General features: G+C 56.9%; 22 protein-coding genes. 10 read left to right on the forward strand and 12 right to left on the reverse strand.

What is annotated here, in order from left to right; all coding sequences use genetic code 11:
• Positions 1-190 precede the first annotated feature (190 nt).
• From ASD8599_RS17730 to ASD8599_RS17745, 4 genes are all read left to right on the forward strand, one after another.
• Complete coding sequence (locus ASD8599_RS17730) at positions 191-778, forward strand: sigma-70 family RNA polymerase sigma factor (RefSeq protein ID WP_219928875.1); 588 nt, start codon at positions 191-193, stop codon at positions 776-778.
• Positions 779-790: 12 nt separating this feature from the next.
• A complete protein-coding gene (locus tag ASD8599_RS17735; RefSeq protein ID WP_108829770.1) occupies positions 791-1438 on the forward strand; it encodes a ChrR family anti-sigma-E factor in 648 nt (215 codons plus the stop codon).
• Between the two features lie 73 nt (positions 1439-1511).
• A complete protein-coding gene (locus ASD8599_RS17740; RefSeq protein WP_108829771.1) occupies positions 1512-2561 on the forward strand; it encodes a bifunctional transcriptional activator/DNA repair enzyme AdaA in 1050 nt (349 codons plus the stop codon).
• Positions 2558-3301, forward strand: coding sequence for an isocitrate lyase/PEP mutase family protein (locus ASD8599_RS17745; protein WP_108829772.1), 744 nt, complete (start codon positions 2558-2560; stop codon positions 3299-3301). Before ASD8599_RS17740 ends, ASD8599_RS17745 begins: the two co-directional genes overlap by 4 nt.
• Before the next feature lie 59 nt (positions 3302-3360).
• On the opposite strand, the gene ASD8599_RS17750 is transcribed toward ASD8599_RS17745, so the two are convergent.
• The 10 genes from ASD8599_RS17750 to ASD8599_RS17795 all read right to left on the reverse strand — a co-directional run bounded on the left by ASD8599_RS17750 (position 3361) and on the right by ASD8599_RS17795 (position 15127).
• Complete coding sequence (locus tag ASD8599_RS17750; RefSeq protein WP_108829773.1) at positions 3361-4587, reverse strand: DNA recombination protein RmuC; 1227 nt, start codon at positions 4585-4587, stop codon at positions 3361-3363.
• Positions 4584-6416 carry a DNA mismatch repair endonuclease MutL gene (gene mutL, locus ASD8599_RS17755; protein ID WP_108829774.1) on the reverse strand — a complete coding sequence of 611 codons (1833 nt, stop codon included), beginning with the start codon at positions 6414-6416 and terminating at the stop codon, positions 4584-4586. The genes ASD8599_RS17750 and mutL overlap by 4 nt, the downstream gene beginning before the upstream one ends.
• A 134-nt stretch (positions 6417-6550) precedes the next feature.
• A complete protein-coding gene (locus ASD8599_RS17760; RefSeq protein WP_108829775.1) occupies positions 6551-7900 on the reverse strand; it encodes an aminotransferase class III-fold pyridoxal phosphate-dependent enzyme in 1350 nt (449 codons plus the stop codon).
• A gap of 107 nt (positions 7901-8007) precedes the next feature.
• The gene (locus ASD8599_RS17765) at positions 8008-8919 is read right to left on the reverse strand and encodes a metal ABC transporter permease (protein WP_108829776.1); all 912 of its coding nucleotides are present in this window, start codon (positions 8917-8919) and stop codon (positions 8008-8010) included.
• Positions 8916-10121 (reverse strand): metal ABC transporter permease, encoded by a 1206-nt coding sequence (locus tag ASD8599_RS17770; RefSeq protein WP_108829777.1) that lies wholly within the window; start codon positions 10119-10121, stop codon positions 8916-8918. The genes ASD8599_RS17765 and ASD8599_RS17770 overlap by 4 nt, the downstream gene beginning before the upstream one ends.
• A gap of 2 nt (positions 10122-10123) precedes the next feature.
• Entirely contained in the window at positions 10124-10930 is an 807-nt protein-coding gene (locus ASD8599_RS17775; protein ID WP_108829778.1) for a metal ABC transporter ATP-binding protein, read from the reverse strand.
• A 1-nt stretch (position 10931) separates the two neighbouring features.
• A complete protein-coding gene (locus tag ASD8599_RS17780; protein ID WP_108829779.1) occupies positions 10932-11894 on the reverse strand; it encodes a metal ABC transporter solute-binding protein, Zn/Mn family in 963 nt (320 codons plus the stop codon).
• Between the two features lie 100 nt (positions 11895-11994).
• Positions 11995-12942: a sensor histidine kinase gene (locus ASD8599_RS17785; RefSeq protein ID WP_108829780.1), complete on the reverse strand. Its 948-nt coding sequence runs from the start codon at positions 12940-12942 to the stop codon at positions 11995-11997.
• Entirely contained in the window at positions 12930-13625 is a 696-nt protein-coding gene (locus tag ASD8599_RS17790) for a response regulator transcription factor (protein ID WP_108829781.1), read from the reverse strand. Before ASD8599_RS17790 ends, ASD8599_RS17785 begins: the two co-directional genes overlap by 13 nt.
• The gene (locus ASD8599_RS17795; RefSeq protein WP_108829782.1) at positions 13622-15127 is read right to left on the reverse strand and encodes a DUF4153 domain-containing protein; all 1506 of its coding nucleotides are present in this window, start codon (positions 15125-15127) and stop codon (positions 13622-13624) included. Before ASD8599_RS17795 ends, ASD8599_RS17790 begins: the two co-directional genes overlap by 4 nt.
• Positions 15128-15346: 219 nt before the next feature.
• Here ASD8599_RS17795 and deoC point away from each other — a divergent pair, with 219 nt between their 5' ends.
• Together deoC and ASD8599_RS17805 are read left to right on the forward strand one after the other, a co-directional pair.
• Complete coding sequence (gene deoC, locus ASD8599_RS17800; protein WP_108829783.1) at positions 15347-16354, forward strand: deoxyribose-phosphate aldolase; 1008 nt, start codon at positions 15347-15349, stop codon at positions 16352-16354.
• 78 nt (positions 16355-16432) lie between these two features.
• Positions 16433-18772 (forward strand): aldehyde dehydrogenase family protein, encoded by a 2340-nt coding sequence (locus ASD8599_RS17805; RefSeq protein ID WP_108829784.1) that lies wholly within the window; start codon positions 16433-16435, stop codon positions 18770-18772.
• A 53-nt stretch (positions 18773-18825) separates the two neighbouring features.
• Here ASD8599_RS17805 and ASD8599_RS17810 read toward each other — a convergent pair whose 3' ends face one another.
• Both ASD8599_RS17810 and ASD8599_RS17815 read right to left on the reverse strand, forming a co-directional pair.
• Positions 18826-19173: a hypothetical protein gene (locus ASD8599_RS17810; protein WP_108829785.1), complete on the reverse strand. Its 348-nt coding sequence runs from the start codon at positions 19171-19173 to the stop codon at positions 18826-18828.
• 35 nt (positions 19174-19208) lie between these two features.
• The gene (locus ASD8599_RS17815; protein ID WP_108829786.1) at positions 19209-19907 is read right to left on the reverse strand and encodes a DUF599 domain-containing protein; all 699 of its coding nucleotides are present in this window, start codon (positions 19905-19907) and stop codon (positions 19209-19211) included.
• 81 nt (positions 19908-19988) lie between these two features.
• Here ASD8599_RS17815 and ASD8599_RS17820 point away from each other — a divergent pair, with 81 nt between their 5' ends.
• From ASD8599_RS17820 to glcF, 4 genes are read left to right on the forward strand one after another with little or no spacing between them, the layout of a single operon-like run.
• On the forward strand, positions 19989-21437 hold the full coding sequence (locus ASD8599_RS17820; protein ID WP_108829787.1) for an FAD-linked oxidase C-terminal domain-containing protein: 1449 nt from the start codon (positions 19989-19991) through the stop codon (positions 21435-21437).
• 60 nt (positions 21438-21497) lie between these two features.
• Positions 21498-22601, forward strand: coding sequence for an FAD-binding protein (locus ASD8599_RS17825; protein WP_181364531.1), 1104 nt, complete (start codon positions 21498-21500; stop codon positions 22599-22601).
• Positions 22598-22966, forward strand: coding sequence for a hypothetical protein (locus tag ASD8599_RS17830; protein ID WP_108829788.1), 369 nt, complete (start codon positions 22598-22600; stop codon positions 22964-22966). The genes ASD8599_RS17825 and ASD8599_RS17830 overlap by 4 nt, the downstream gene beginning before the upstream one ends.
• A 12-nt stretch (positions 22967-22978) precedes the next feature.
• Entirely contained in the window at positions 22979-24301 is a 1323-nt protein-coding gene (gene glcF, locus ASD8599_RS17835; protein WP_108829789.1) for a glycolate oxidase subunit GlcF, read from the forward strand.
• The last annotated feature ends 81 nt before the right edge of the window (positions 24302-24382 follow it).

Raw genomic sequence — 24382 nt, forward strand, 5'->3', positions numbered from 1 at the left:
CTTTCTTCTGCGCTGCGGCAATGTGTCTAGCCAGATTTACATAGATGTACGCATCAACGCCACGAATGGATGCAAAAAAACGCAAAAATCTATATGTGATCCAATTGGATGTGGGCCTCGTATCTTTGTCATGTTAGCGGGTTTACAAACTTCATCGGTGGCGGAACCGACACCGTCATCCTATCGACCAATGGCCCGTGGGGCTGTGACAGGCGAAGTGCGTGTGAACAACGAAGACAAAACAAAAAAGCGTTTGTTGTGGGTCTCACACTTGACCCGCATCCGCGACAATCAGGACAAAGCGGCCTTCGCCGAGCTTTACGCCCATTTTGCGCCCCGCGTGAAAGGGTTCCTGATCAAGTCGGGGTCAGACGCATCCTTGGCCGAAGAATGCGCCCAAGAGGTCATGGCGACCTGTTGGCACAAAGCGCATATGTTCGACCCAAGCCGGGCGTCCGTGGCGACATGGATTTTTACCATCGCCCGGAACCGAAAGATCGACGTGCTGCGCAAACAGCGCCGACCAGAGCCTGAGGAACTGACATGGGGTCCCGAAGAGGAACCCGATCAAGCCGACGTTTTGGCGTTGCAGCAAGAAAGCGAATTACTGGGTCGCGCCTTGGCCGACCTGCCCGCAGCACAGCGGGATTTAATACAAAAGGCGTATTTCGGGGATCTGTCCCACAGTGAAATTGCCGCTGAAACCGGTCTGCCCCTTGGCACGATCAAATCGCGAATTAGGTTGGCGCTGGAACGCTTGCGCCACGTATTGAAATGAATGGTTAAAACGATGAGTAACATCAAACACCACCTGACCGACGACATCCTGATGGCCTATTCCGCAGGCACCCTGCCAGAGGCTTTCAATCTGATGGTCGCCACGCATTTGTCTTTGTGTGATACGTGCCGTGCGCATCTGGCTAGCTTTGACGCCGTAGGCGGCGAAGTTCTGGACACGCCAGATGTCGACATCGCCATGGATACGGCATCGTTCGCCGCCACCATGGCGCTGATCGCCGGTGGTCCGACAGAGGAAATCAAAGTCACACGCCCCAAAGGTATGTTGCCAGCACCGCTGCAGGATTACGTCGGCGGTGATTTGGATCAGATCCGTTGGAAACCGGTTGGCCTTGGCGTCAAGCAAGCCATTTTACCGACCTCCAAAGACGCGTCTGCGCGGCTTTTGTTCATTCCCGCGGGGGCTGCGATGCCTGACCATGGTCATAAAGGCACTGAAATGACTATGGTCTTGCAGGGTGCTTTTCAGGACGATGACGACTACTTTGCACGCGGTGATGTCGAAACGGCAGACAGCGATCATTTCCACACGCCGGTGGCCGACATTCACGAAGACTGTATCTGTCTGGCCGTGACAGATGCGCCGCTGGAATTCAAAGGTTTGCTACCGAAAATCGCCCAAAGGTTCCTGCGCATCTAACGTACTTGAGAAAATTTGAATAAACGCCCGATTTGGGGCGGCGAAGCCTGGGCCCTTGGTCTAGGCTTCTTTCATGCTGTTTACACTTCCCTCAGACGCCACATTGTATGACGCACTGATTGCCCGTGATCCCGCCTATGACGGGCGGGCATTTGTTGGCGTGCGATCAACTGGCGTATTTTGCCGCCTGACGTGCCCTGCCCGCAAACCCAAAGCCGAAAACTGCAGTTTCCACGACAGCCCGACCGCCTGCATCGACGCGGGCTTTCGTCCCTGTAATCGGTGCCATCCCATGCACGCTTTGGTGCCGGACGATCCGGCAGTGCAGGATTTGTTGACACGATTGGACAACGCCCCCACGCGGCGCTGGTCCGAGACTGATGTGAAGGCACTTGGGCATGATCCCTCTACCATTCGGCGCGCCTTTAAGCGGCATTTTGGCACGACTTTTCTTGATCTTGCCCGCGCACGTAGACTGCAAGCAGGCTTCACCACATTGGCGGACGGTGGCCGCGTCATCGACGCCCAATTGGAAGCCGGCTTTGACAGCCCTTCTGCTTTTCGCAAAGCCTTCGCCGCGATGATCGGCCTGCCCCCCGGCGGGTTTCAAAAATCGGCACTGCTGAAAGCCGATTGGTTTCAAACAGTACTCGGCCCCATGATTGGCGTAGCGGACAACACGCATTTGCATCTGTTGGAATTTGCCGATCGCAAGGCACTACCGGCCGAGCTTAAGCGCCTTGTGACATCCACAAAATCCGGTGTCGCGATTGGCAGCACCCCGCCCTTGGAACAGGTCAAACAAGAGTTGCAATCTTACTTTGGCGGCCAGAATGCTACATTCACAACACCCTTGGCGCTTCACGGCACACCCTTTACCAAAGACGTCTGGCGGGCGCTGCAAACCATTCCGGCGGGGCACACCCGAAGCTATGCCGCTTTGGCTGAAACCATACAGCGCCCCACCGCGACGCGGGCTGTGGCACGGGCCAACGGCGCAAATCAGATCGCGATTTTAATCCCCTGCCACCGTGTGATTGGCGCTGACGGGGCGCTGACCGGATATGGCGGCGGCGTGTGGCGGAAACGAAAACTCATCGACCTTGAAAGGCAATATCTATGACTGATTTCAAAGCCATGCACATTCCGGGACGACCCTTGGTTCTTTGCAACATTTGGGACGCAGGCAGCGCAGTGGCCGTGGCCAAGGCTAACCCGCCCGCCATCGCAACGGGCAGTTGGGCGGTTGCCAAGGCCCAAGGATACGAAGACGGGCAAAACATGCCGTTTGCGCGTTTCCTTGAAACTGTCATTCAAATCAGTGACGCCATTAGCTTGCCGCTGACTGTCGATTTTGAAGCCGGCTTCGCGCAAACAGACAATGGGCTGTTTGAAAATCTGCAAAGGTTGGTTGCGGCCGGAGCGATTGGCATCAATTTCGAAGACCGCATCATCGGTGGCAAAACGCTTCAAACACGCGAGGCGCAAGCGTCCAAAATCAATGGATTGCGCGGCGTGGAACAAAACCTGTTTATCAACGCACGCTGCGATTTGATGTTTGATGGCAGTGACCTTGAAACCCAGATGACGCGCTTGCCGGATCTGATCGACCGCGCAAAGGCTTATGCCGATGCAGGGGCTGACGGGTTCTTTGTGCCGGGTGTCACGGACCCTGCCCTGATTGAACAAATTTGTGCCGCCAGCCCCCTGCCCGTCAATGTCATGCGCAGCGACGACACCCATTCAATCGCAGCGCTTGCAGCACTGGGTGTGGCCCGCATCAGCCATGGGCCCGCCCCCTACATCCAAGCAATGCAGGCGTTGACGGACCGGGCCAAAGCGATGGGCAGCAATCTTGGGTGACGCGTTAAGCGTAGCCTTTTTCTTTCATCCAATAGTCCATGTCCGTCTCCTAATCCGTCTTACGCGTCGCCCTGCGTCAATGGAACCACGTTTGCAGGCGCGGCTTCAAGCTCTTCGACATCAAAATTATCGAGTTTGGCTGCGCGTTTGCCAGCCCGTTCCGCCGCCGTGGAAATTCCGTCCAGATCAGCACGCGCCTGACCGAAATGTGTGTTCAGCTTGTTCACACGTTCCACCACAATCTCGACGTCACGGTGCAGGTGTTTCAAAGTTGTGCGAATGGCCCCTGCCTGTTCTTTCATGCGGGCATCTTTCAGGATCGCGCGCATTGTGTTCAACGTTGCCATGCATGTCGTGGGCGACACGATCCAGACTCGCGCATCAAAACCGGCCCGCACCAGATCGGGGAAATTCGCGTGCAGTTCTGCATAAACGGCTTCCGAAGGCAGAAACATCAACGCCCCATCCGCTGTTTCGCCATCAATGATGTATTTTTCGGAAATATCCGAAATGTGTTTTCTTACATCGGTTTTGAACCGCGCAACCGCCTGTTTAAGATCAATGTCAGTCTCTGCTTTGCGCATTGCCTCATAGGCATCGAGAGGGAATTTGCTATCGATCACAATAGGCCCGGGCGGGTTCGGCAGCTTGATCAAGCAATCTGCCCGCTTTCCGTTGCTGAGCGTCGTTTGCAGCGAATAGCTGTCGCTGGGCAGCGCTTTGCCGACAATATCGTTCAGTTGAATTTCCCCAAAAGCACCACGTGTTTGTTTGTTGCTTAGGATGTCTTGCAGGCTCAGGACATCCCCGGACAATTTGGTGATGTTGTCTTGTGCCTTGTCGATCGCGGCCAACCGTTCTTGCAACTGCGTCAGGCTGGTGGTCGTTTGCTTTGACGACCCATGCAGGGTTTCGTTCATCCGTTCTTGCATCTCGGCCAAGGAATTTGCCGATTTCAGTGCATTTTCCGCCAGACGGTCCGTCATCTGCTGTTGAACCATGGCCAAGCGCGCTTCCATGGTTTGGATCACTTGCGTCTGCGTGTTGGCTTGGGTGTCAGACACCGTTTGCAAACCCCCTTGTAACTGGGCTTGCCCCATAGACAACTGCTGCACATGTTGCCCCAGATAGCCCAACTGCTGTGCCAAAGGCTCTGCCGCCCGCGCAGAGCGTCTTGCCGCGGAAACCGCCATAAAAAGCAAAACCACAATAAGGACTGGAATGGCCAACACAGCCCAGATCACGCCGTCAGAAAGGCTGATAGCGTATCCTGCAATTTCAATCATGTGCGCCCGAATAGCCGTTCGATGTCTGCCAATTTCAGCTCCACATAGGTGGGGCGTCCGTGGTTGCATTGACCGGAATGCGGGGTCGCTTCCATTTCACGTAACAACGCATTCATTTCCTCGGCCCGCATCCAGCGGCCAGACCGGATCGACCCATGGCAGGCCACTCGGCTTAGGATCGCTTCTACCTTGGCCTGCACCATGTTTGAGCTGCCTTGATCCGCCAATTCATCGAGAATATCCAAAATCATCGCACGCGCGTTGACCTCGCCCAATATTGCAGGCGTTTCGCGTACGGCAATCGCACCGCCACCGAAGGGTTCAATCCCCAATCCAAAGCGCGCCAAGTCATCCGCAACGTCCAGCAATCGGGCGCAGTCGCCTTCGGACAGTTCAACGATTTCAGGGATCAGCAGCCCTTGGGTTGCAACCCCGTTTTCCGCCATCTGGTGTTTCAGTTTTTCATAAACCAACCGCTCATGCGCCGCATGTTGATCGACGATAACCATGCCATGTGCGGTTTGGGCGATAATATAGTTTTCGTGGACTTGCCCACGCGCCGTGCCCAATGGCAGGTCTTGGGGCGCCTCATCTGGCACAGGGTCAGGAGCCATAACCTGACCGCTGTAATCTTGACGCATCTCTGCAAAGCCGGGCGCTTGCGTCTCGTGGGGTGTGACACGCGACCCAACGTGGGGACGGTCCATCTGATACACACGCCCGGCCGAGGTCTCTGGTGTCATCGCCCCCAAAGTGGCACCCGCAACAGTGGTCGACGCCCGATGCCCAGCATCCGCCAAAGCATGTCGTAGCGCGGACACGATCAATCCACGCGCCAGCCCCGGATCGCGAAAGCGCACTTCGGATTTGGCCGGGTGCACATTCACATCCACCAGCGTCGGGTCGCAATCCAGAAACAGGGCCGCCGCAGGGTGACGATCACGGCTTAGAAAATCGAAATAGGCCCCACGCAACGCACCCACCAGCAACTTGTCACGCACCGGGCGACCGTTGACGAACAGATACTGCGCCACGGCTGAACCACGCGAGTAGGTAGGCAACGCAGCATATCCTGTCAGATGCAGCCCCTCACGCTCTGCGTCTATTTTCAGGCTGTTGTCTGCAAATTCGCGGCCCAAAACCGTGGCCAGTCGTCCGTGCAGCGCGTCGAACATATCCCCTGTTTCCGCTTCGGCGCGAAAGGTCGTGCGGGGGGCGTCGCCGCTGACATCGCGCAGCTCAAAGCGCACAAATGGCTCGGCCATCGCAAGGCGCTTGATCACGTCCCCAATGGCTTGGGATTCGGCGCGGTCAGTACGCAGGAACTTCAACCGCGCAGGCGTAGCATAGAACAAATCCCGCAAGGTGATCACGGTACCCGCGTTCAAAGCAGCAGGTCGCACGTCGCCAACATGTCCACCTTCGACATTGATCTCGAAGGCTGCAGCCCCGGGCACGCGCGAGGTGATATTCAAACGCCCGACGGCACCCAAAGATGGCAAGGCTTCGCCCCGAAAGCCAAAAGTGTGGATGTTCAACAGGTCCGATCCGTCGATTTTTGATGTCGCATGGCGTGACAGTGCCAATGGCAAATCATCGCCAGCGATGCCGCAGCCGTCATCCGTGACGCGGATCAGGGTCTTGCCACCGTCCGCCACGTCGATGGTGATGCGCATTGCACCGGCATCTATCGCGTTTTCCACCAACTCCTTAACAGCAGAGGCAGGACGTTCGACCACTTCGCCCGCAGCGATGCGATTGATCGCAGCATCGTCAAGTTGGCGGATTACGGGGCGGTTTTCGCTGATGTTGGGGTCAATTGCGGCCATGCCCCGATATGTAGCATGCAAAGACGCGATTCGACCAGCAAGGTAAGGCGGGGTTTAGCCCGCCTTTCTGGTGTTTTGGTTAACGCGCTGAAAAGGCTGCAAAGACGCCGTAAGGTGTGGCTTGCCGCACCTGATTACGCCGCTGCAAAGCCCGCATCCAACCCCGTCAAAACACGGTTCACTTCATCTTCGGTGATGATCAACGGCGGCGACATCAAGATGTTGTTGCCGCCCAAACGCACCATAACGCCCGCATCATACGCCGCTGCATGAATGCGCTTCATCGTGGCCATGTCCATGGGGGTTTTGGCGCCGCGGTCCGACACCAGTTCAAGCCCTGTCATCAACCCATGCCCACCGCGGACGTCCCCGATGATATCGTATTTCTCCATCAATTTGACACATCCATCATACAGCTGTGTGCCCCGCAAACCGGCATTGGTCTTTGTGTCCAAACGCAAGGTTTCAGACAGACAAGCTGTCACAGCGGCTGCCCCAACCGGATGCGCGGAATAGGTGTAGCCGTGGAAAATCGCACCGTCTTCGCCAGATGTTTCAAACACCTCTGCCACAGCCTCCGACATCAAGGCCGCGCCAACCGGGAAGTACCCCGAAGTGATCCCTTTTGCGCAACACATCATATCAGGCTGCACGCCAAAGTGGGTGCTGCCGGACCAATCGCCAGACCGTCCAAAGCCTGTAATCACTTCGTCCGCAATCATCAAAATTCCGTGGCGGTCGCAAATTTCGCGCATCAGCTTCATGAAATGCTGCCCAGGAACAATCACACCACCCGCGCCCTGAATAGGCTCCATGATAAATGCGGCGATGCTGCCTGCGCCTTGGAACGCAATTTCATCTTCCATGGCAGCTGCAATGTTTTGGGCCAACACATCGGGATCCGTTTCATTGTACGGATTGCGATACGTGTATGGGCTGGGCATGTGAAAACACCCCGGCATCAACGGTTCATAGTTGATGCGAAACCGGTTGTTTCCATTCACAGAAGCCCCGCCAAAATGCGTGCCGTGATACCCCTTCTTCAAGGACAGGAATTTGGTGCGGTTGGGGGCGCCCTTGATGCGGTGATATTGCCGCGCAAGACGCAGGCAGGTTTCGACGGAATCCGACCCGCCCGAGGTGAAGAACACCCGCCCCATGCCGTCAGCCTCGAAGAACTCACGCACCGCATAAGACGCCTCGATCGCGGTGGGGTTGGATGTGCCTGCAAAGGCCGAATAATAGGGCAAATCATATAGTTGCTTGGCAATGGCATCTTTGACCACATCGTTGGAATAGCCAAGGTTCACGCACCACAACCCGCCAACGGCATCCACCGTTTCATGCCCGTCGATGTCCTTGATGACAGAGCCCTCGGCCCCTGTGATGATCGTCGGCGCATTGTCTTTTGCCGCGCCCGGGTGCCCCATGGGGTGCCACAAGTGTTGCGCATTATTGGCGCGCAGGAAGTTGTCGTCTTTCATGGCAGGCTCTCCTTTTTTGGCTTGGGGGCAGAGGGCCAGAAAATTCTCCGTTTGGCAAGCGCCGACACTTGGGACCCGCCCTCGATCACGGTCCTGGGGTCAGGACTCTAGGACCGTTTGCGGTGGGGTCCCAGGATTGCCGCCAGCGCAAGGTTGACCCCCGACATGGTCGCGATCATCCCCGCCGCGCTGACAGACGCGTCAAACCCCAGCCACAACGGCCCGTAGCCCGCCAACACATAGCCCGCGACCGCAGCCAGCAGCGCAAACAACATCGACCACGCCACCTGGGTTTCCAACCGGTTTGTCATCATACGAGCAGCGGCAGGGGGGCATATGAACATCGCAATCACGATAATCGATCCCACTGCATCAAATGCAGCCACTGCGGCGATGGCGGAAACGACCACCAAAGCCAGCCCCAAAGGCCGTGTGCGCATACCAATGGTCTGGGCGAACCCTTCATCAAAGGTCGAGATTTTCAGCGGCCGCCAGAATACACCGATAAACAGCCCCACCAAAACAAGCGTGCCTGCCATACGCGGCAGCTCAACCGGCAGCCCGGAAAGTGCGTCCAGATCCAGCAGCGACGACCATCCCAAAGCATCCAGCCAGATCAGACTTTCCAAGTTGCCAAACAGGGCATGCTCCACGTCCAGATGCACGCTGCTGGTGTCGGACTGCTCCAAAAGCAACACCCCGCCTGCGAACATGGTGGTGAACACAACCCCCATGGCGGCCCCCGGTTCGATCTTGCCCAACCGTTGTATCGCTTCTATCGCCGCAACTGCGATGACCGCCGCTGCTGCTGCGCCCAACAACATGGGAAGCGCCGCGACCATACCGCTCAGCAAGAAGGCAACGACGATCCCCGGCAACACCACATGGCTGATCGCGTCACCGATTAATGCCTGCCTGCGCAACAACAGGAAATTGCCGGGCAGCGCACAGGCCATCGCCACAAAAATACCGATCAGCATCGGGGTCAGAGACAGGGGGACAAACTCTGCGCCGCTCATGCCCCGACCCCTTGCGGGCGCGCCAATTGCGCATCCACGTCGCGCAATTGATCCGTTGTCAAAAGCGTTTCCAGATCTGTCAGCCCATCATACAAAACTGCTGCGGCCTCATAGCTTTGATCCCCGCGCACAATTGTCCACCGCGCTTCGTCCAGCATGGCCTTGGCCGCCCGCGCCTGACCTGCGTCTGTGGGCACACCATCGGCCAAAACCAGACCGGCCCGCTTCAGCAAACGCATCGTCAGCCCCTCGTAAATGGGTTGGTTCTGGGCCAGCGCAAGCAATCCTTGCCGCAAATGCACCCGTTTTTGGAACGTCCGGTGGCGTAGAAACGAAGACAAAACACCGCGACCGGGCGCAAACAGAAGCGATAAGGCAAACAACGCAAAGCTGGCCAACACAATAATAGGACCCGTCGGCACATTCGGCAGCGCGGCAGACGTTGCGGCACCAACATACCCGGAGACGCCGCCTGCAAGCCCCGCAATCAGCACCACATGATCGGTGCGTTCCGTCCAGAACCGTGCTGTGACAGGCGGAATAATCAGCAAAGCCACAATCAGGATCAGACCGACAATTTTCAAACCTACAACAGTCACCGCCAAAACGATGCCCATCATAGCCAAATCAATCCGGGTCACGTTGCGGCCCGATGCGCTTGCGTACTCGGGATCAAACGCAGCCAACGTCAAAGGCCTGCGCAGCACCAAGACCAGAAACAACGTCAGCGCCGCCGATCCCGCCAGAACAATCGCGTCGGTGCGTAACATTCCAGCGGTTGATCCCAAAAGGAAGCCTTCCAAACCAGCTTGGCGTCCCGCGCTCATGGATTGGATCACGGTCAAAATAACGATGCCAAATCCGAAAAACACCGACAACACGGCCCCAATGGCCGCGTCTTCGGCCAGCCGCGTGCGTGTGGACAACCAACTGACACACAACAATCCGATGCCCGCAGACACCGCCCCGCCCAATAGCAACCCCACCAAAGATCGCCCGTCACCGCCCAGCGCCACCATGATAATAAACGCAAGCCCCACGCCGGGCAGCGTCGCGTGTGACACGGCATCACTGACAAGGGCGCGTTTGCGCAGGAACAAGAACGTGCCACCGACGCCAGCCGCCATACCCAACAGCATGGCGCCCAGCGTCACAAGCGTGGCGTTATAGCCAAGCCCCAATAACAATGCGTCCGAAATCATGACTACCCTAAAGTACCAGACAAAGCGTCCATTTGTGCACCGCCCAAACGCCCACCATACGTCGTTTGGAGGTTTTCTTGTGTAAACGTTGTCTCGACCGACCCATGCGCAATCGCTTTGGTGTTGATCAGGAAAACGTCGTCAAAGTAATCGGTCACTGTCGACAGATCATGGTGCACAACGACAACGGTTTTACCCGCGTCGCGCAGGCTTTTCAGAACATCGATGATGGCTTTTTCCGTCGCAGCGTCGACCCCTGCGAAAGGTTCATCCAGCAAGTACAAGTCTGCATCTTGCACAAGGGCACGCGCCAGAAAGACCCTTTGTTGTTGCCCGCCAGACAGTTGCCCGATCTGGCGCTTTGCGAAATCAGCCATGCCCACGCGGGTTAAACACGCCATCGCCTGATCGCGGTGCTTTTGGCGCACGCGCCCCAAAAGTCCCAACTGGGCGTAAAGCCCCATCATGACCACGTCGATCACGCGCGTGGGGAAATCCCAATCAACGCTGGCACGTTGCGGCACATACGCGATGCTGTCACGCATGTCGGCAACCGTTTTGCCCATGACACTGACCGTGCCGGCGAGGGGCTGCAAAATACCCAAAGCCGCCTTAAGCAACGTCGACTTGCCCGCACCGTTTGGTCCAATAATCGCCGTCATAGCACCGGCACGTACAGTCATATCAACCGAAAAAACTGCAGGTTTCTGACCATAGGATACCGTCAGCCCCCGCACAGCCAAAGGGCTGTCATTGCGGGCGTTTCGGTCGGCTTGTTGACCGTTCAAAGTGGCGAGTTCCACGCTCATATCAGCTTTCCAGTCCCAGTTTTCCCGACATTCCACCGGGATCGACCGTGGCCCCCAAAGCGCCCGCAATCGTTGTCATGTTATGGTCGATCATGCCAATGTATGTGCCTTCGTAAGACCCGTCAGGCCCCATGGCATCGCTGTAAAGTTCGCCACCGATTTTGACGGTGTGGCCCTGTGCGGCGGCCCCTTCGATCAACGCGCGAATATTGCGATCCGACACAGACGTTTCGACAAATGCGGCAGGCAGTTTCCGCGCCACCAACATATCAACCAAGGCACTGATGCGGTTCAAACCGGCTTCGGATTCCGTGGAAATCCCTTGAATTCCGATCACTTCAAACCCGTAGGCCCGCCCGAAATAGCCAAAGGCGTCGTGGGCGCTCAGCAAAACGCGTTTTTCTTCAGGCACCAAAGCCAGAGTTTCGGTGCCATAAGCTGCCAGAACCTCTAGCTCTTCCATATAGCCGTTTGCGTTGGCATTAAATGTTCCCGCCAGATCAGGGCGGGCTTCCCCCAAAGCCTCGGCAACAGCTTGCACAACGCCAATCCACATGGACGGGTCCATCCACACGTGGGGGTCAAAACGGTTTTCGTAATCGTCGTGGCCCAGCAATTGATCTTTTGGCAAACCTTCTGCGACCGGCACCACCATGCGCTTGCGTCCCAGATCACCAAAGAAATCTTCCATTTGCGCTTCAAGGTATAATCCGTGCCACAACACCAAATCGGCCCGCGCCATGGCCGCAATATCGCTGCGTGTCTGACGATACGCATGTGGATCAACACCTGGTCCCATAAGGGCCTTCACAGTCACTGCATCGCCCGCAATACGACGCACTGCATCCGCAATCATTCCTGTTGTCGCAACAACTGACAACGGCCCTGCAGCATAGGCAGACGTGGTCGAGAAGGCGGTGATTGCTGCAGTTGATGCAGCTAGAAACTGGCGACGGGTGTGCATGTGACCTCCAAGGCTACTTGGAATGAATATGCGAGTCATTTGCAACTTGTCAAGTTTTTGCGAACGATTCTCATTCACACTGCGGTGTGCGCCCAAAAGATCAGTCAAATGTGATTAAAAATGAGGCACCGTTTTCTGGCGACAAAACTTCAATACGCCCACCGTGCGCCCCGATCAAACTGCGCACGATACTCAGACCCATGCCTGTGCCCCCATCAGGCCGCCGCGTGGTGAAGAACGGATCAAACACGCGGGCGCGGTCGCCTGCCGCAATACCGCGACCATTGTCCGCCAAGACCATATGTCCGCCTTCCCACAAGATATCCAGCGTATCTGCACCATGCGCCGCCGCATTTTGCGCCAGCTGCACAAGAACCGCACTTAGATCATCCAAAGGCATTGGCACCGGATCAGCCCCCTCGACGCGGATGTCCAAACCCGGCATCACGGGCAGCGCATCTTGCAAACCGGCCTCTCCGGGGCCGGCCTGCTGGCTTGCTTTGGCATGGTGTCTCAAATCATCCAGCAAAGCGGCCATGCGTTTGCTGGATGTGATCAAAGTCGCTGTCAAAGCCGCGCGGTCTGTTTCAGGCAACGACGCGTCATCCAAAAGCTCGGCCGCCCCTTGAATGCTGGTCAGTGGCGATTTCAACTCATGTGTCACGTGGTCGGCATACGCGCGCATAGATTCCGCACGATTGTGGAGCGTTTCGCCCATATCCATGATGCTTTTACCCAAAGCGTGAAATTCAGGCGTGCCGAAATGTTCGGGGGCAGCGCTATCACGTCGTCCGGTTTTCAACGCGCTGGCATGCCGTGTCAGCGCATAAACAGGGCGCAGCACCAAACGCCACAACAAGAAGCCCAGAATACTGGTCGCCACCACCGCAATCAGCGTCACCAAAAGGGCCACTTCCTTGGCGCTCATGATGTTGCCAAAAACACGGTAATACACGATTGCGACCAACGGGGTCATCAGCACCCCCGCAAGGCCGCCACCAATCACCAGTGCCAAAGGGGGGCGCCATTTGCGTGTTATTCGCTGCATGCACCCATCCGCACGCCAACGCCATGTACCGTTTCAATTGCATCCGCACATCCGGCTGCGGACAGTTTGGCGCGCAGATTGCGCAAGTGACTGTCAACTGTACGGTCACTGACATGGATGTTCATGCCATACATCGCATCCGTCAAAGCGGGCCGTGCCGACACATGGTCAGGATGGGCCATAAGATGCGCCAGCAGCGCCATTTCACGTGCCGTCAACGCGACAGGCACACCCGCAACCGCACACAAGTGCCGATCCGCATTCAGCGTCAAGCAACCGCGCTGCACCCCCTTTGGCGCTTCGGTCACAGGATCAACCGCGCCACTGCGTTTCAGGATGGCTTTCACGCGTGCCGACAATTCACGTGGCGAAAAAGGTTTGACCACATAATCGTCTCCGCCCAGCTCGAACCCCAGAACCCGATCAATTTCATCGTTTCGGGCCGTTAGGAAAAGGATCGGCGTTGTGTGGGTTCGACGCAGGGTGCGGCATACCTCAAGGCCGTCCATGCGCGGCATCCCAATATCCAGCACCACCAAATCAAAGCGACCGGATTGCGCTTTGGCCAGCCCTTCGGCCCCGTCGCCTGCCTCTTCTACGGTGTGGCCCGCTTGGGTCAGGCCGATGCGCACCACTTGGCGGATTTCCGGATCATCATCCACGATCAGAATGGAATGGGTCATTGTAACAGGCCTTCAGGTGCATTCGCGGTCAGACTACGGCGCACCCGCCAATTCCGAAAGCCCCATTCCCGAATGTCGCGGGGCTGCGCCACAAAAGTGATGGGAGACGCGTAATCGGGGCACCCGTCAAAGCGTTGGCGCAGCGTGTAGCGCGCAATGACAGGGGCAGCAGCCTCGCCCAGAGTGCAAAGGTAATGTGTGTCCAGCTTGACGTCATGGGTCAAATTGTGCGTCGCAATCACCCTGTCAAAGCTGACCAACGATGCGCCGTACAACACGCAAATCCCCAGAACACCAACACGTACCAACATCCATGCCGCGACCTCGCCCCGCCACACCTGCACCCACGTGACGCATAGGCCTGCAGCGACAAGCACCATCCAGACGGCAGCGGCCAACCGCAAACGGGTCAATCCATAAACATCGACATATGCGTCCAGACGCACTGCCGATCCCAGAACCAAAGCCAGCGTTTGCAGCGTCCACACCAACAACAGCACACGCACCAGCGGAATTTCTTTCGCAAAGGGTCGGGCGATCATGGTGAAAATGCCAGCAAGAAGCGCCGTGATCAGCAAAGGGTAGGCGCCGCGGTGCGCATAGGTCGCATAGCTCATGCCTTCGGGCAAAGCGCCCCCGGCCAGAACCGCGACATCGGTGACAGTTTGAACCGCAAACATCAGATTAAAGATCAACAAGGACCGCAAAACAGCCTGACCGTTGATCAGTTTCGACTTTGGCAGCGCAACATTTGCAGGCCCATCGCGGCGCAACTGCTCCTTCAACCGCCACAGGATCAGGCAAGGCCATGCAATCCCCCCCACAGTCAGCCAAAGCGCCCAGCGCCATACATCAAGATCCGGCAGTCTGTTTGGCACAAGCGCCTCAATCGCGTCGGACAAGAGCGGATTGGCCCGTGCAAACAGAACCAAAAACAACACACCAAAACCGATAGGCAGCGCCCATCCAATCGCAAAGGCCTGGGCACGGGTTGTGCTCCATTTCGGGGCGCTGACACGTGTGGCACCATGCGATATATCCCGCGTGGTTTGTCCGAACCCCACAACCCAAAACCGCAGTGTAGCGGTCTGCAGGCGGTGCCATGGCACCCCGGCTGCGATGCTGAGAACAGCTGACACACCAACAACCAAAATCAACACCGACAAGGGCTGAACCAGCTCAATGACTGGCAAAACAGCCAACACGGTGCCCATGCCAATGATCGCCAGCCGACGCTTTGACAAAGCAGGTTGGATCAGGGACAGCGCGGCCAGAACCAGAATGACAGCGAAGGCTGCCAGCGACACGCCGGGCGTGACCTTCCAAAACAGCATGTCCCCAAGGGCAATCAGCACCAAAAGCAGCAACAGTCGCGACCACCCCCCGAATTTTGAGCTGTCTATGGTCGCGCCGTCGGTTTTTTGTTCCTTTGGGCCGCTCGACAACCACCAACCATCTTGTTGCATGGTATGTGGCACACCTCTTATGGCGAATGATTTCATGTCCCTGTCCTTTTTGATCCGTCTTTGAGGGATGACATGACAGGCGGGTTGCGTAAGGTTTGGGGGGCAGTTGTGCAGATTTTGTGCAGGCGGCGTTTTTCGGGTAAACCCGCTGACGTCGCGCTGCGTTTTTATGCAACGCCTTGCACTTAAAGGTGACGCATGCCACCTGAGAGGGATCGTTTCGCCCGCAAACCCTGAAGGGAAAAGGTGCCATCCATGGCTTTGACCACATCAGAACACGCCCAGACGCAAACCCACACCGCACACTTGCCGCAGGTGACAGAACCGCGCAATCCGGGGATGGCGCTGGATCTGGATTGGGTGGCGCGGGTGCAAGCCAACACCTCTGCGATTGAACGGCGCTGCGCGGCATTGCCCGCGCGACGGTCCGTGAAAAAGACACATCAGGCCGCTTGGTTGCTGAAAGCTGTCAGTTGCATCGACCTGACAACCTTGTCGGGCGACGACACTGAAATGCGTGTGGGACGATTGTGCGCAAAAGCAAAACACCCTGTGCGGGCCGAAGTGTTGCAAGCCTTGGGGATGGACGGGCTAACAACTGGCGCGGTTTGCGTCTATCACGAGATGATCCCCGCCGCGGTGCAGGCGTTGCAAGGCACGGGTATTCCGGTTGCTGCCGTGTCGACAGGCTTTCCAGCAGGGCTGTCCCCGTTTCATCTGCGCCTGCAAGAGATCAAGGAAAGCGTGGCAGCCGGTGCCCATGAAATCGACATTGTCATTTCGCGCAGACATGTCCTGACAGGCAACTGGCACGCGCTTTATGATGAAATGAAGCAAATGCGGGACGCTTGCGGTGATGCGCATGTAAAAGCCATCTTGGCAACGGGCGAACTTGGCAGCCTGCGCAATGTGGCGCGTGCGTCACTTGTGTGCATGATGGCGGGGGCCGATTTCATCAAGACGTCCACGGGCAAGGAAAGCGTCAATGCGACGTTGCCGGTCACGCTGGTGATGCTGCGTGCGATCCGCGACTACTTTGATCGCACAGGATACCGTGTAGGCTATAAACCCGCAGGCGGCATTTCAAAGGCCAAGGACGCGATCACATATCTTGCCCTCATCAAGGAAGAACTTGGCGACCGCTGGCTTCAACCTGATCTGTTCCGGTTCGGTGCGTCGTCTTTGTTGGGCGACATAGAACGGCAACTGGACCACCACCTGACTGGCGCTTATGCTGCCGGATACCGAAACCCCATGGGCTAGGCTGCGGAAAAATTGCATTTTTCCGGTGCGGTTTCTTTCAAAGAAACCGCCAGCCAACCACACGAAAGACCTGAGAAAATGAGCGTCAAAGAGATTTTTGAAACCATGGATTACGGCACCGCCCCTGAAAACGCATCCGAAGCTTTGGCTTGGATCGTGGATCAAGGCGGACAATTCGGTCATTTCATTGATGGCGCGTTCACAGATCCCGGCGCAGGGTTCGACAGCAAAAACCCGGCCACGGGCGACGTGCTTGCAACCCTAACCCAAGCAACCGACGCAGACGTCACACGCGCCGTGGCGGCAGCCCGAAAAGCCCAGCCCAAATGGGCCGCTTTGGGTGGCCATGGCCGCGCTCGTGTCCTTTATGCCATCGCCCGTCTTTTGCAAAAACACAGCCGCTTGTTTGCTGTTCTTGAAACGCTGGACAATGGCAAACCGATCCGCGAAAGCCGCGACATAGACGTGCCTTTGGCGCAACGCCACTTCTATTACCACGCGGGCATGGCCCAGTTGATGGACAGCGAATTACCAGGTCGCGCGGCTTTGGGCGTTTGCGGCCAGATTGTGCCTTGGAACTTTCCGCTTTTGATGCTGGCATGGAAAATCGCCCCCGCTTTGGCAATGGGCAACACCGTGGTTTTGAAGCCTGCGGAATATACATCACTGACCGCCTTGTTGTTTGCCGATATTTGCATGCAAGCTGGTGTGCCAAAAGGTGTCGTAAACATCGTGACTGGCTACGGTGATGTCGGCGAAATGATCGTCAACGCGGACGTCGACAAGATCGCATTCACAGGATCAACCGCTGTGGGCCGCCGCATTCGTCAAGCCACTGCAGGCACCGGAAAATCCCTGACATTGGAGTTGGGAGGCAAATCACCCTACATCGTCTTTGATGACGCAGATCTCGATTCCGCCGTCGAAGGTTTGGTGGACGCGATCTGGTTCAATCAGGGCCAAGTGTGTTGCGCAGGGTCACGCCTTTTGGTGCAAGAACCCGTAGCTGACGCCTTCTACACCAAACTGCGCGCCCGCATGGACAAGCTGCGTATCGGCAACCCCTTGGACAAATCCATCGACGTGGGCGCCATTGTTGATCCGGCGCAGCTGGATGCCATAACCGCGATGGTCGACGCCAACTCTGCCGGTCACATGCATCAGGCCGCTGTTGATATGCCAACCAACGGAAGTTTCTTTCCACCCACGCTGATCACAGGCCTACATCCCGCAGACACGCTTATGCAGGAAGAAATTTTTGGTCCGGTTCTGGTCGCCACAACCTTCCGCACCCCCACTGAGGCTGTCGAGGTCGCCAATAACACACGCTACGGTCTTGCGGCCTCTGTTTGGTCGGAAAACATCAATCTTGCATTGGATGTAGCCCCGAAACTGGCGGCTGGCGTGGTATGGGTGAATGGCACCAATATGTTTGACGCGGCCGCAGGGTTCGGTGGAGTGCGCGACAGCGGATTTGGCCGCGAAGGCGGTTGGGAGGGCTTGGGAGCCTACACAAAAGACGTGTCCCCCCATAAACCGCTCAAGCCCGTATCCCCGAACACAGGCAAGGGCGGCCCCGAAGGTCTGGACCGCACGGCCAAGCTTTATATTGGCGGCAAACAAACGCGTCCCGACAGCGGATACTCTGCCCCCAGCTACGCCAAGAATGGCACCCTGATCGGACATGTCCCGCAAGCCAACCGCAAAGATGTGCGCAATGCAGTCGAAGCGGCCATCGCAGCCAAAGGTTGGGCAAAAACGACGGGACATTTACGCGCCCAAATCCTGTATTATCTGGCCGAAAACCTATCTGCGCGGCGCGAGGGTTTTGCCGACGCCTTAAATGCCGCACAAGGTGGCAAAGGCGGCACCAAGGAAGTCGATGCCGCTATTTCGTGCCTGTTCACCTATGCTGCTTGGGCAGACAAGTTTGATGGGCAAGCGCATGGCGTCCCTATTCGGGGCGTCGCTTTGGCAATGAAAGAACCCGTAGGCATTATAGGAGCACTTTGCCCCGACGCGCCGCCCCTGTTGGGGCTGGTGTCGTGCATGGCGCCGGCGATTGCGATGGGCAACCGCGTGATCTTGGCCGCGTCGGAACCCTATCCCCTGATTGCGACAGACTTTTACCAATTGCTGGACACATCCGATGTGCCTGCGGGTGTCGTGAACATTCTGACGGGTCCACATGGTGATATGGCCGGGGCATTGGCCACCCATATGGGTGTGGATGCCGTGTGGTCATTTTCCGCTTCTGATCTGTCCGCAGAAATCGAAACAGGTGCTGCAACCAACCTGAAACGGACGTGGGTCAATCACGGCATGGGTCGCGATTGGTTTGGCTCTGCCGGTGCCGGAAAAGCCTTTTTGGAGGCTGCGACAGAGGTCAAGAACATCTGGATACCCTACGGCGAATAAACGCTGCTTAGGCTCAGGACCCATTAAGATTAATGGGTCCTGAGCCTAGTCGTTTAGTTGAGGTCCACGATCGTGGTGGTTTCATTCCATCCGCCGGGTAAATCCCGGGCCTGAATTTGCACCTGCCTTGTCCCTTCGGGAACAGCCACCCCCGACAACGATCTGGTGAAGGGTTGTTCATTGACGTGGGGGTGGCCCAGAACCCGCATGCCCAGTTCTTTGCCGTTCATGTCCAGAACACGCCACCCGTCCGCATAATGGTCCCATCCAGTGTCGGGATGCGCGATAGTCACGTCAAACCGCCACGTGCCGCCCAGCTCAATGGCTGTCACCTTGGTGATTTTCGGCGGCTCTGCTGCGGCGGCTGTGGTCAGGGCCAGAACGGCAAGGATGTATTTCATGGCATATTCCTAGCAGAATTGAGTGCCCGACAAAGTCACGCTTGTGTGTTCAACAGAATTTTTCGAGACGCCGATGCAAATTCTCTGCGGTAGATGACCCCCAACGTGAATGTTGTGGCCACAATCAAAGTGATCGGGCCCGCCAGCCAAGCCACTGTCGCCATCGCAAAATAGACGGCGCGCAGGCCACGATTGAACCCCCGTGCGGCCGTTATGCTAATCTCGGCGGCTTGCATCGCACGTGGCATAGCCCGGGAATCTTCCGCATCATTGGGCACCGACGCCACCAAAACAGCCGTGTAACCAAACAGCCGGTTCGACCAGACAAACTTTAGAAAGGCGTTGCTTAGAAAGAACACAATCACCAACAATTTGATTTCCCAGACAAACGCAGGATCGGATACAAGGATCAATTCGCGCGCAAGCCCGCTGACGCGTTCACCGTTCCCGATCAAAGCCAAGGTCCCGCCAATAGCAAGCATCGAGGTAGACGCGAAAAAGGCCGTGCCCTGGCGCAGACTGGCAAGGATCTGTGCGTCAAAGATGCGCGGATCGCGTGTCACCATCTGCCGCATCCATTCGCGTCTGTATCCGGCCATAAGTGTGCTGACTGAAGGGTTGGCTTTGGTCGGGTTGTCGATCCACACTCCGATAAAAAACCATGCGCTGAAAAGAAATCCGACAGCGATGACGTCCAATGTCGAGAAAAAGGCAATGCGATCAATCCAGGTCATGGTTGCGGTGTACAGCGCCGTCTTAAAACTTGCCATCCCGCAAAATTGGTAATATTATTTTACCAACTGGAGGATTCCCACATGGAAATGCCAATTCCATCCGCATCTGTATTGTCCCGCAAAGCCCGTGTGGTGGAGCGTTTGCAATCCGTGCTGCCCCAAGATGCGGTCATCCACGACCCCATGGAAACCCGCGCCTACGAATGTGACGCCCTGACGGCCTATCGCTGCCCGCCTATGGCCGCTGTGCTACCCACAAGCACACAAGAAGTGTCCGATATACTGCGCATTTGTCATGAGGAAGGCGTCCCCGTGGTCCCCCGTGGATCAGGCACGTCTTTGGCTGGCGGCGCCCTGCCAACAGCAGACTGCGTTATTCTGGGCGTCGCGCGAATGAACGATGTTCTGGAAACCAACTATGCGGACCGGTACGTACGCGTACAAACAGGCCGCACCAATTTGTCCGTGACGGGCGCTGTCGAAGAGGACGGGTTCTTTTACGCCCCTGATCCTTCCAGCCAATTGGCTTGCGCCATTGCAGGCAACATTGCGATGAATTCTGGCGGCGCACATTGCTTGAAGTATGGTGTCACCACAAACAACCTGATGGGCGTCACCATGGTTTTGATGGATGGGACAGTGACCGAAATCGGAGGCGCACATCTGGACGCCGCCGGTCTGGATTTGCTGGGCCTTGTCTGTGGCTCCGAAGGCCAATTGGGCGTTGTGACCGAAGCCACCTTGCGCATTTTGCACAAACCCGAAGGTGCGCGTCCTGTGTTGGTCGGGTTCAACGACAACGAAGTCGCGGGGGCCTGTGTCTCGGACATCATCAAAGCCGGTGTCTTGCCCGTGGCCATCGAATTCATGGACCGCTTGTGCATTGAGACCACAGAAAACTTTGCCCAAGCCGGTTATCCTGATTGCAATGCTTTGCTGATTATCGAAGTCGAAGGGTCCGAGCAGGAAATCGACCACCAGTTGGCCCTTATTGTCGATATTGCAAATCGTCATGATCCTGTGGAAGTGCGTGAAAGCAAATCCCCGGAAGAAAGCGCAAAAATCTGGCTTGGCCGCAAATCAGCCTTTGGCGCCATTGGACAAATCAGTGACTACATGTGTCTGGACGGCACAATCCCTGTGTCATCTTTGCCAATGGTTTTGCGTCGCATCGGCGAGTTGTCCGACGAATTCGGTTTGCAAGTCGGCAACGTCTTCCACGCCGGCGACGGCAATATGCACCCCTTGATATTGTTCGATGCCAACAAAGAAGGCGACCTTGAGTTGTGCGAGCAAATGGGTGCTGAGATTCTGAAACTTTGCGTCGATGCGGGGGGATGCCTGACGGGTGAACACGGCGTCGGCATCGAGAAGCGCGACTTGATGGGCTATCAGTATGCCCCTGCTGATTTGGAAGCCCAAATGGCGGTAAAAGACGTCTTTGATCCCCAGTGGTTGCTGAACGCCGCCAAAGTGTTTCCTTTGAATGTTACAGAAGACCGCAGAGCACTGCAGATTGCAGCCGAGTGATCCCCCACCCTCAGCCCCCTGCGCCGCGCATCTCCCTCGGGATTTTTGGAAAAAAGAAAAATGATAACACCTCAAACAGAACAGGAACTGGCCGACTACGTGGCCTCTGCCAATGCGCCAATCTGGGTGCAGGGCGGTGGCACCCGCGGGCTTGAAGGGGAAGGTGCCGCTTTAAGCACTGCCAGCATGAGTGGCATCGAGCTGTATGAACCCGGCGCACTGACCATTGTTGTGAAGGCCGGAACCCCCGTTGCCGACGTTGAAGCCGCATTGGCCGCTGAAAACCAGCGTCTGCCTTTTGAACCGATTGACTACCGCGGCCTGACCGGCGTCATGGGCACCCCCACAATTGGCGGCGTTATTGCCACCAACAATTCTGGCGCGCGACGTATCCAAGTCGGTGCTGCCCGCGATTTTGCCTTGGGTGTGCGTTATGTGGATGGCATGGGGCAAATCGTGAAGAACGGTGGGCGGGTGATGAAAAACGTCACCGGCTATGATTTGGTCAAGTTGATGTCAGGCAGCTGGGGCACTTTGGGTGTTCTGACAGAAGTTGCTTTGAAAGTCTTGCCGGCCCCTGAAACCGAGGCCACCGTTATGATCCACGGCCTCAGCAATGCAATGGCCGTTGAAGCGATGGCATCGGCGTTGGGCTCTCCTTACGATGTGTCCGGTGCAGCCCATTCCGAAGACCCCGCAGCGCCGGTCACCTTGATCCGTATAGAGGGGTTTGAAGCGTCCGTGACATACCGTGTCGCGCAATTGACAAAACAGCTGGCGCAGTTCGGGGCCGACATCACCTGCGCCACCGCAGACAGTTCCGCAATCTGGCAAGACGTAAATGCCCAAGTCTGCTTTCAGCAAAAAGACGGTGACATTTGGCGTGTTTCGGTCGCACCTTCTGACGGCGCACAAGTTATCGCCGCTGCAGGGGCAGAACAGGCGACTATGGATTGGGCTGGTGGCCTTGTTTGGTTGCGCATGGCGCCAGGCACAGACCTGCGGACCCGTCTGCGTGGCTTTAAGGGCCATGTGACCTTGGTGCGCGGGTCCGGATTTCCGCGTTTTCATCCCGAAGAGGCTGGCGTTGCGATGTTGACCAAAGGGTTGCGTCAACGCTTTGATCCCAAAGGCATCTTGAATCCGGGCTTGATGGCCGCGTGAACTCTCTTGTCGTCATATTCCTGATGGTTTTCGTCGCGGGCCCGTTGATTTTCTTTCGGTTGGTGCGCCCTGCGCCGTCGTTGGCGCAATTTCGTCTGTTGGCGGGCATCTCGTTTAGCACCTTGCTGGTCAGCCTTGCCTTACGCTTTGGCTTTTTAGGGCGCTGGGGCAGCGATCCGTCTCTGACCTGGATCACCGTCGGATTGATCTGGATTGCGTGGGTGGGAATTTTGGCGCTTGGCGTGCAGCGCCTGCGCATGGCGGATCCAAGTGTGCGAATGCACAACTGGACCGCTGTTTTGGGCGCTTTTGGCACTGCTGTGCCGTGGTTTGGGCTGGCATCAGCCCGTTTTATGACAGGCTAAGGACGCAACGATATGCAAACGATGTTTACACCAGAGCAGCTCAAAGACCCTGCCATAGAACATTCCAACAAAATCCTGCGCACCTGTGTGCATTGCGGATTTTGCACGGCCACATGTCCCACATATCAGGTGTTGGGCGACGAGTTAGACAGCCCGCGCGGCCGCATCTACCTGATCAAAGACATGCTGGAAAACGAGCGTGTGCCGGATGAGAAAACCGTCAAGCACATCGACCGCTGCCTGAGTTGTCTGGCCTGCATGTCCACCTGCCCCTCTGGTGTGCATTACATGCATCTGGTCGATCATGCGCGAGAGTACATTGAAGACAACTACAAACGCCCCTTAAGCGACCGTGTTTTGCGTTGGATTTTGGCGCAAATCCTTCCCTATCCGATGCGCTTTCGCGTGGCGTTGCTGGGTGCCAAGATCGGGCGCCCTTTTGCCCGGTTTATGCCCGACCCGCGTTTGAAAGCCATGTTGGAAATGGCCCCGAAACACATCCCGCCCGTGTCGCGCAACGACGATCCCCAGACCTTTGTGGCGCAGGCCCCACGCAAAAAGCGGGTCGCCCTAATGACGGGCTGTGCGCAAAAGGCGTTGAACACTGACATCAATGACGCCACCATCCGCTTGCTGACCCGCATGGGTTGCGAAGTGGTGGTCGCCGAGGGTGCAGGATGCTGTGGTGCGCTGACCCACCACATGGGCAAAGCGAAAGAAAGCCACGCGACCGCCGCCAAAAACATCAAGGCTTGGGCGGCGGAAATGGACAATGGCGGGCTGGACGCCATCGTCATCAACACATCGGGGTGTGGTACGACTGTTAAGGACTACGGCCACATGTTCCGCAATGACCCTTTGGCCGCAGATGCCGCGCGAGTTGCAGGCATCGCCAAAGATGTCTCTGAGGTCTTGATGGATTTGGACATCGAGGCAGGCACCGATAAGGACATGGTTGTAGCCTATCATTCGGCCTGTTCCTTGCAACACGGTCAACAGATCAAAACCCACCCGAAGACGCTGCTGAAAAAGGCAGGGTTCACCATCGTCGAACCCTCTGATCCGCATCTGTGTTGCGGGTCGGCCGGCACCTATAATCTGATGCAGCCCGAAATTTCCAAGCAGTTGAAAGAACGCAAAGTGCGCACGCTTGAAGCCAAGAACCCCGATGTAATCGCAGCCGGCAACATTGGGTGCATGATGCAGATCGGGTCAGCGGCGGGCGTGCCCGTGGTGCATACCGTTGAATTGCTGGATTGGGCGACAGGAGGGCCGCGTCCAGCGGGTCTGGACCGTGGCCCAAATGCAGCGCCGGAAATTCCGATGCTCAGATAGTGCCAAGCGCGGCCTGACGTAACCGCGCTTTTTACTTTATTCACACCATTCCCGACCACTTTGCCCTAATTTCGCCTTAAG

Source organism: Ascidiaceihabitans donghaensis, from assembly GCF_900302465.1.
Lineage (GTDB): Bacteria > Pseudomonadota > Alphaproteobacteria > Rhodobacterales > Rhodobacteraceae > Ascidiaceihabitans > Ascidiaceihabitans donghaensis.

What these genes read in the sequence shown, in the direction of transcription:
- ASD8599_RS17730 (WP_219928875.1), top strand. Translation starts at nt 191, where the DNA reads ATGGCCCGTGGGGCTGTGACAGGCGAAGTGCGTGTGAACAACGAAGAC.
- ASD8599_RS17735 (WP_108829770.1), top strand. Translation starts at nt 791, where the DNA reads ATGAGTAACATCAAACACCACCTGACCGACGACATCCTGATGGCCTAT.
- ASD8599_RS17740 (WP_108829771.1), top strand. Translation starts at nt 1,512, where the DNA reads ATGCTGTTTACACTTCCCTCAGACGCCACATTGTATGACGCACTGATT.
- ASD8599_RS17745 (WP_108829772.1), top strand. Translation starts at nt 2,558, where the DNA reads ATGACTGATTTCAAAGCCATGCACATTCCGGGACGACCCTTGGTTCTT.
- ASD8599_RS17750 (WP_108829773.1), bottom strand. Translation starts at nt 4,587, where the DNA reads ATGATTGAAATTGCAGGATACGCTATCAGCCTTTCTGACGGCGTGATC.
- mutL (WP_108829774.1), bottom strand. Translation starts at nt 6,416, where the DNA reads ATGGCCGCAATTGACCCCAACATCAGCGAAAACCGCCCCGTAATCCGC.
- ASD8599_RS17760 (WP_108829775.1), bottom strand. Translation starts at nt 7,900, where the DNA reads ATGAAAGACGACAACTTCCTGCGCGCCAATAATGCGCAACACTTGTGG.
- ASD8599_RS17765 (WP_108829776.1), bottom strand. Translation starts at nt 8,919, where the DNA reads ATGAGCGGCGCAGAGTTTGTCCCCCTGTCTCTGACCCCGATGCTGATC.
- ASD8599_RS17770 (WP_108829777.1), bottom strand. Translation starts at nt 10,121, where the DNA reads ATGATTTCGGACGCATTGTTATTGGGGCTTGGCTATAACGCCACGCTT.
- ASD8599_RS17775 (WP_108829778.1), bottom strand. Translation starts at nt 10,930, where the DNA reads ATGAGCGTGGAACTCGCCACTTTGAACGGTCAACAAGCCGACCGAAAC.
- ASD8599_RS17780 (WP_108829779.1), bottom strand. Translation starts at nt 11,894, where the DNA reads ATGCACACCCGTCGCCAGTTTCTAGCTGCATCAACTGCAGCAATCACC.
- ASD8599_RS17785 (WP_108829780.1), bottom strand. Translation starts at nt 12,942, where the DNA reads ATGCAGCGAATAACACGCAAATGGCGCCCCCCTTTGGCACTGGTGATT.
- ASD8599_RS17790 (WP_108829781.1), bottom strand. Translation starts at nt 13,625, where the DNA reads ATGACCCATTCCATTCTGATCGTGGATGATGATCCGGAAATCCGCCAA.
- ASD8599_RS17795 (WP_108829782.1), bottom strand. Translation starts at nt 15,127, where the DNA reads ATGAAATCATTCGCCATAAGAGGTGTGCCACATACCATGCAACAAGAT.
- deoC (WP_108829783.1), top strand. Translation starts at nt 15,347, where the DNA reads ATGGCTTTGACCACATCAGAACACGCCCAGACGCAAACCCACACCGCA.
- ASD8599_RS17805 (WP_108829784.1), top strand. Translation starts at nt 16,433, where the DNA reads ATGAGCGTCAAAGAGATTTTTGAAACCATGGATTACGGCACCGCCCCT.
- ASD8599_RS17810 (WP_108829785.1), bottom strand. Translation starts at nt 19,173, where the DNA reads ATGAAATACATCCTTGCCGTTCTGGCCCTGACCACAGCCGCCGCAGCA.
- ASD8599_RS17815 (WP_108829786.1), bottom strand. Translation starts at nt 19,907, where the DNA reads ATGACCTGGATTGATCGCATTGCCTTTTTCTCGACATTGGACGTCATC.
- ASD8599_RS17820 (WP_108829787.1), top strand. Translation starts at nt 19,989, where the DNA reads ATGGAAATGCCAATTCCATCCGCATCTGTATTGTCCCGCAAAGCCCGT.
- ASD8599_RS17825 (WP_181364531.1), top strand. Translation starts at nt 21,498, where the DNA reads ATGATAACACCTCAAACAGAACAGGAACTGGCCGACTACGTGGCCTCT.
- glcF (WP_108829789.1), top strand. Translation starts at nt 22,979, where the DNA reads ATGCAAACGATGTTTACACCAGAGCAGCTCAAAGACCCTGCCATAGAA.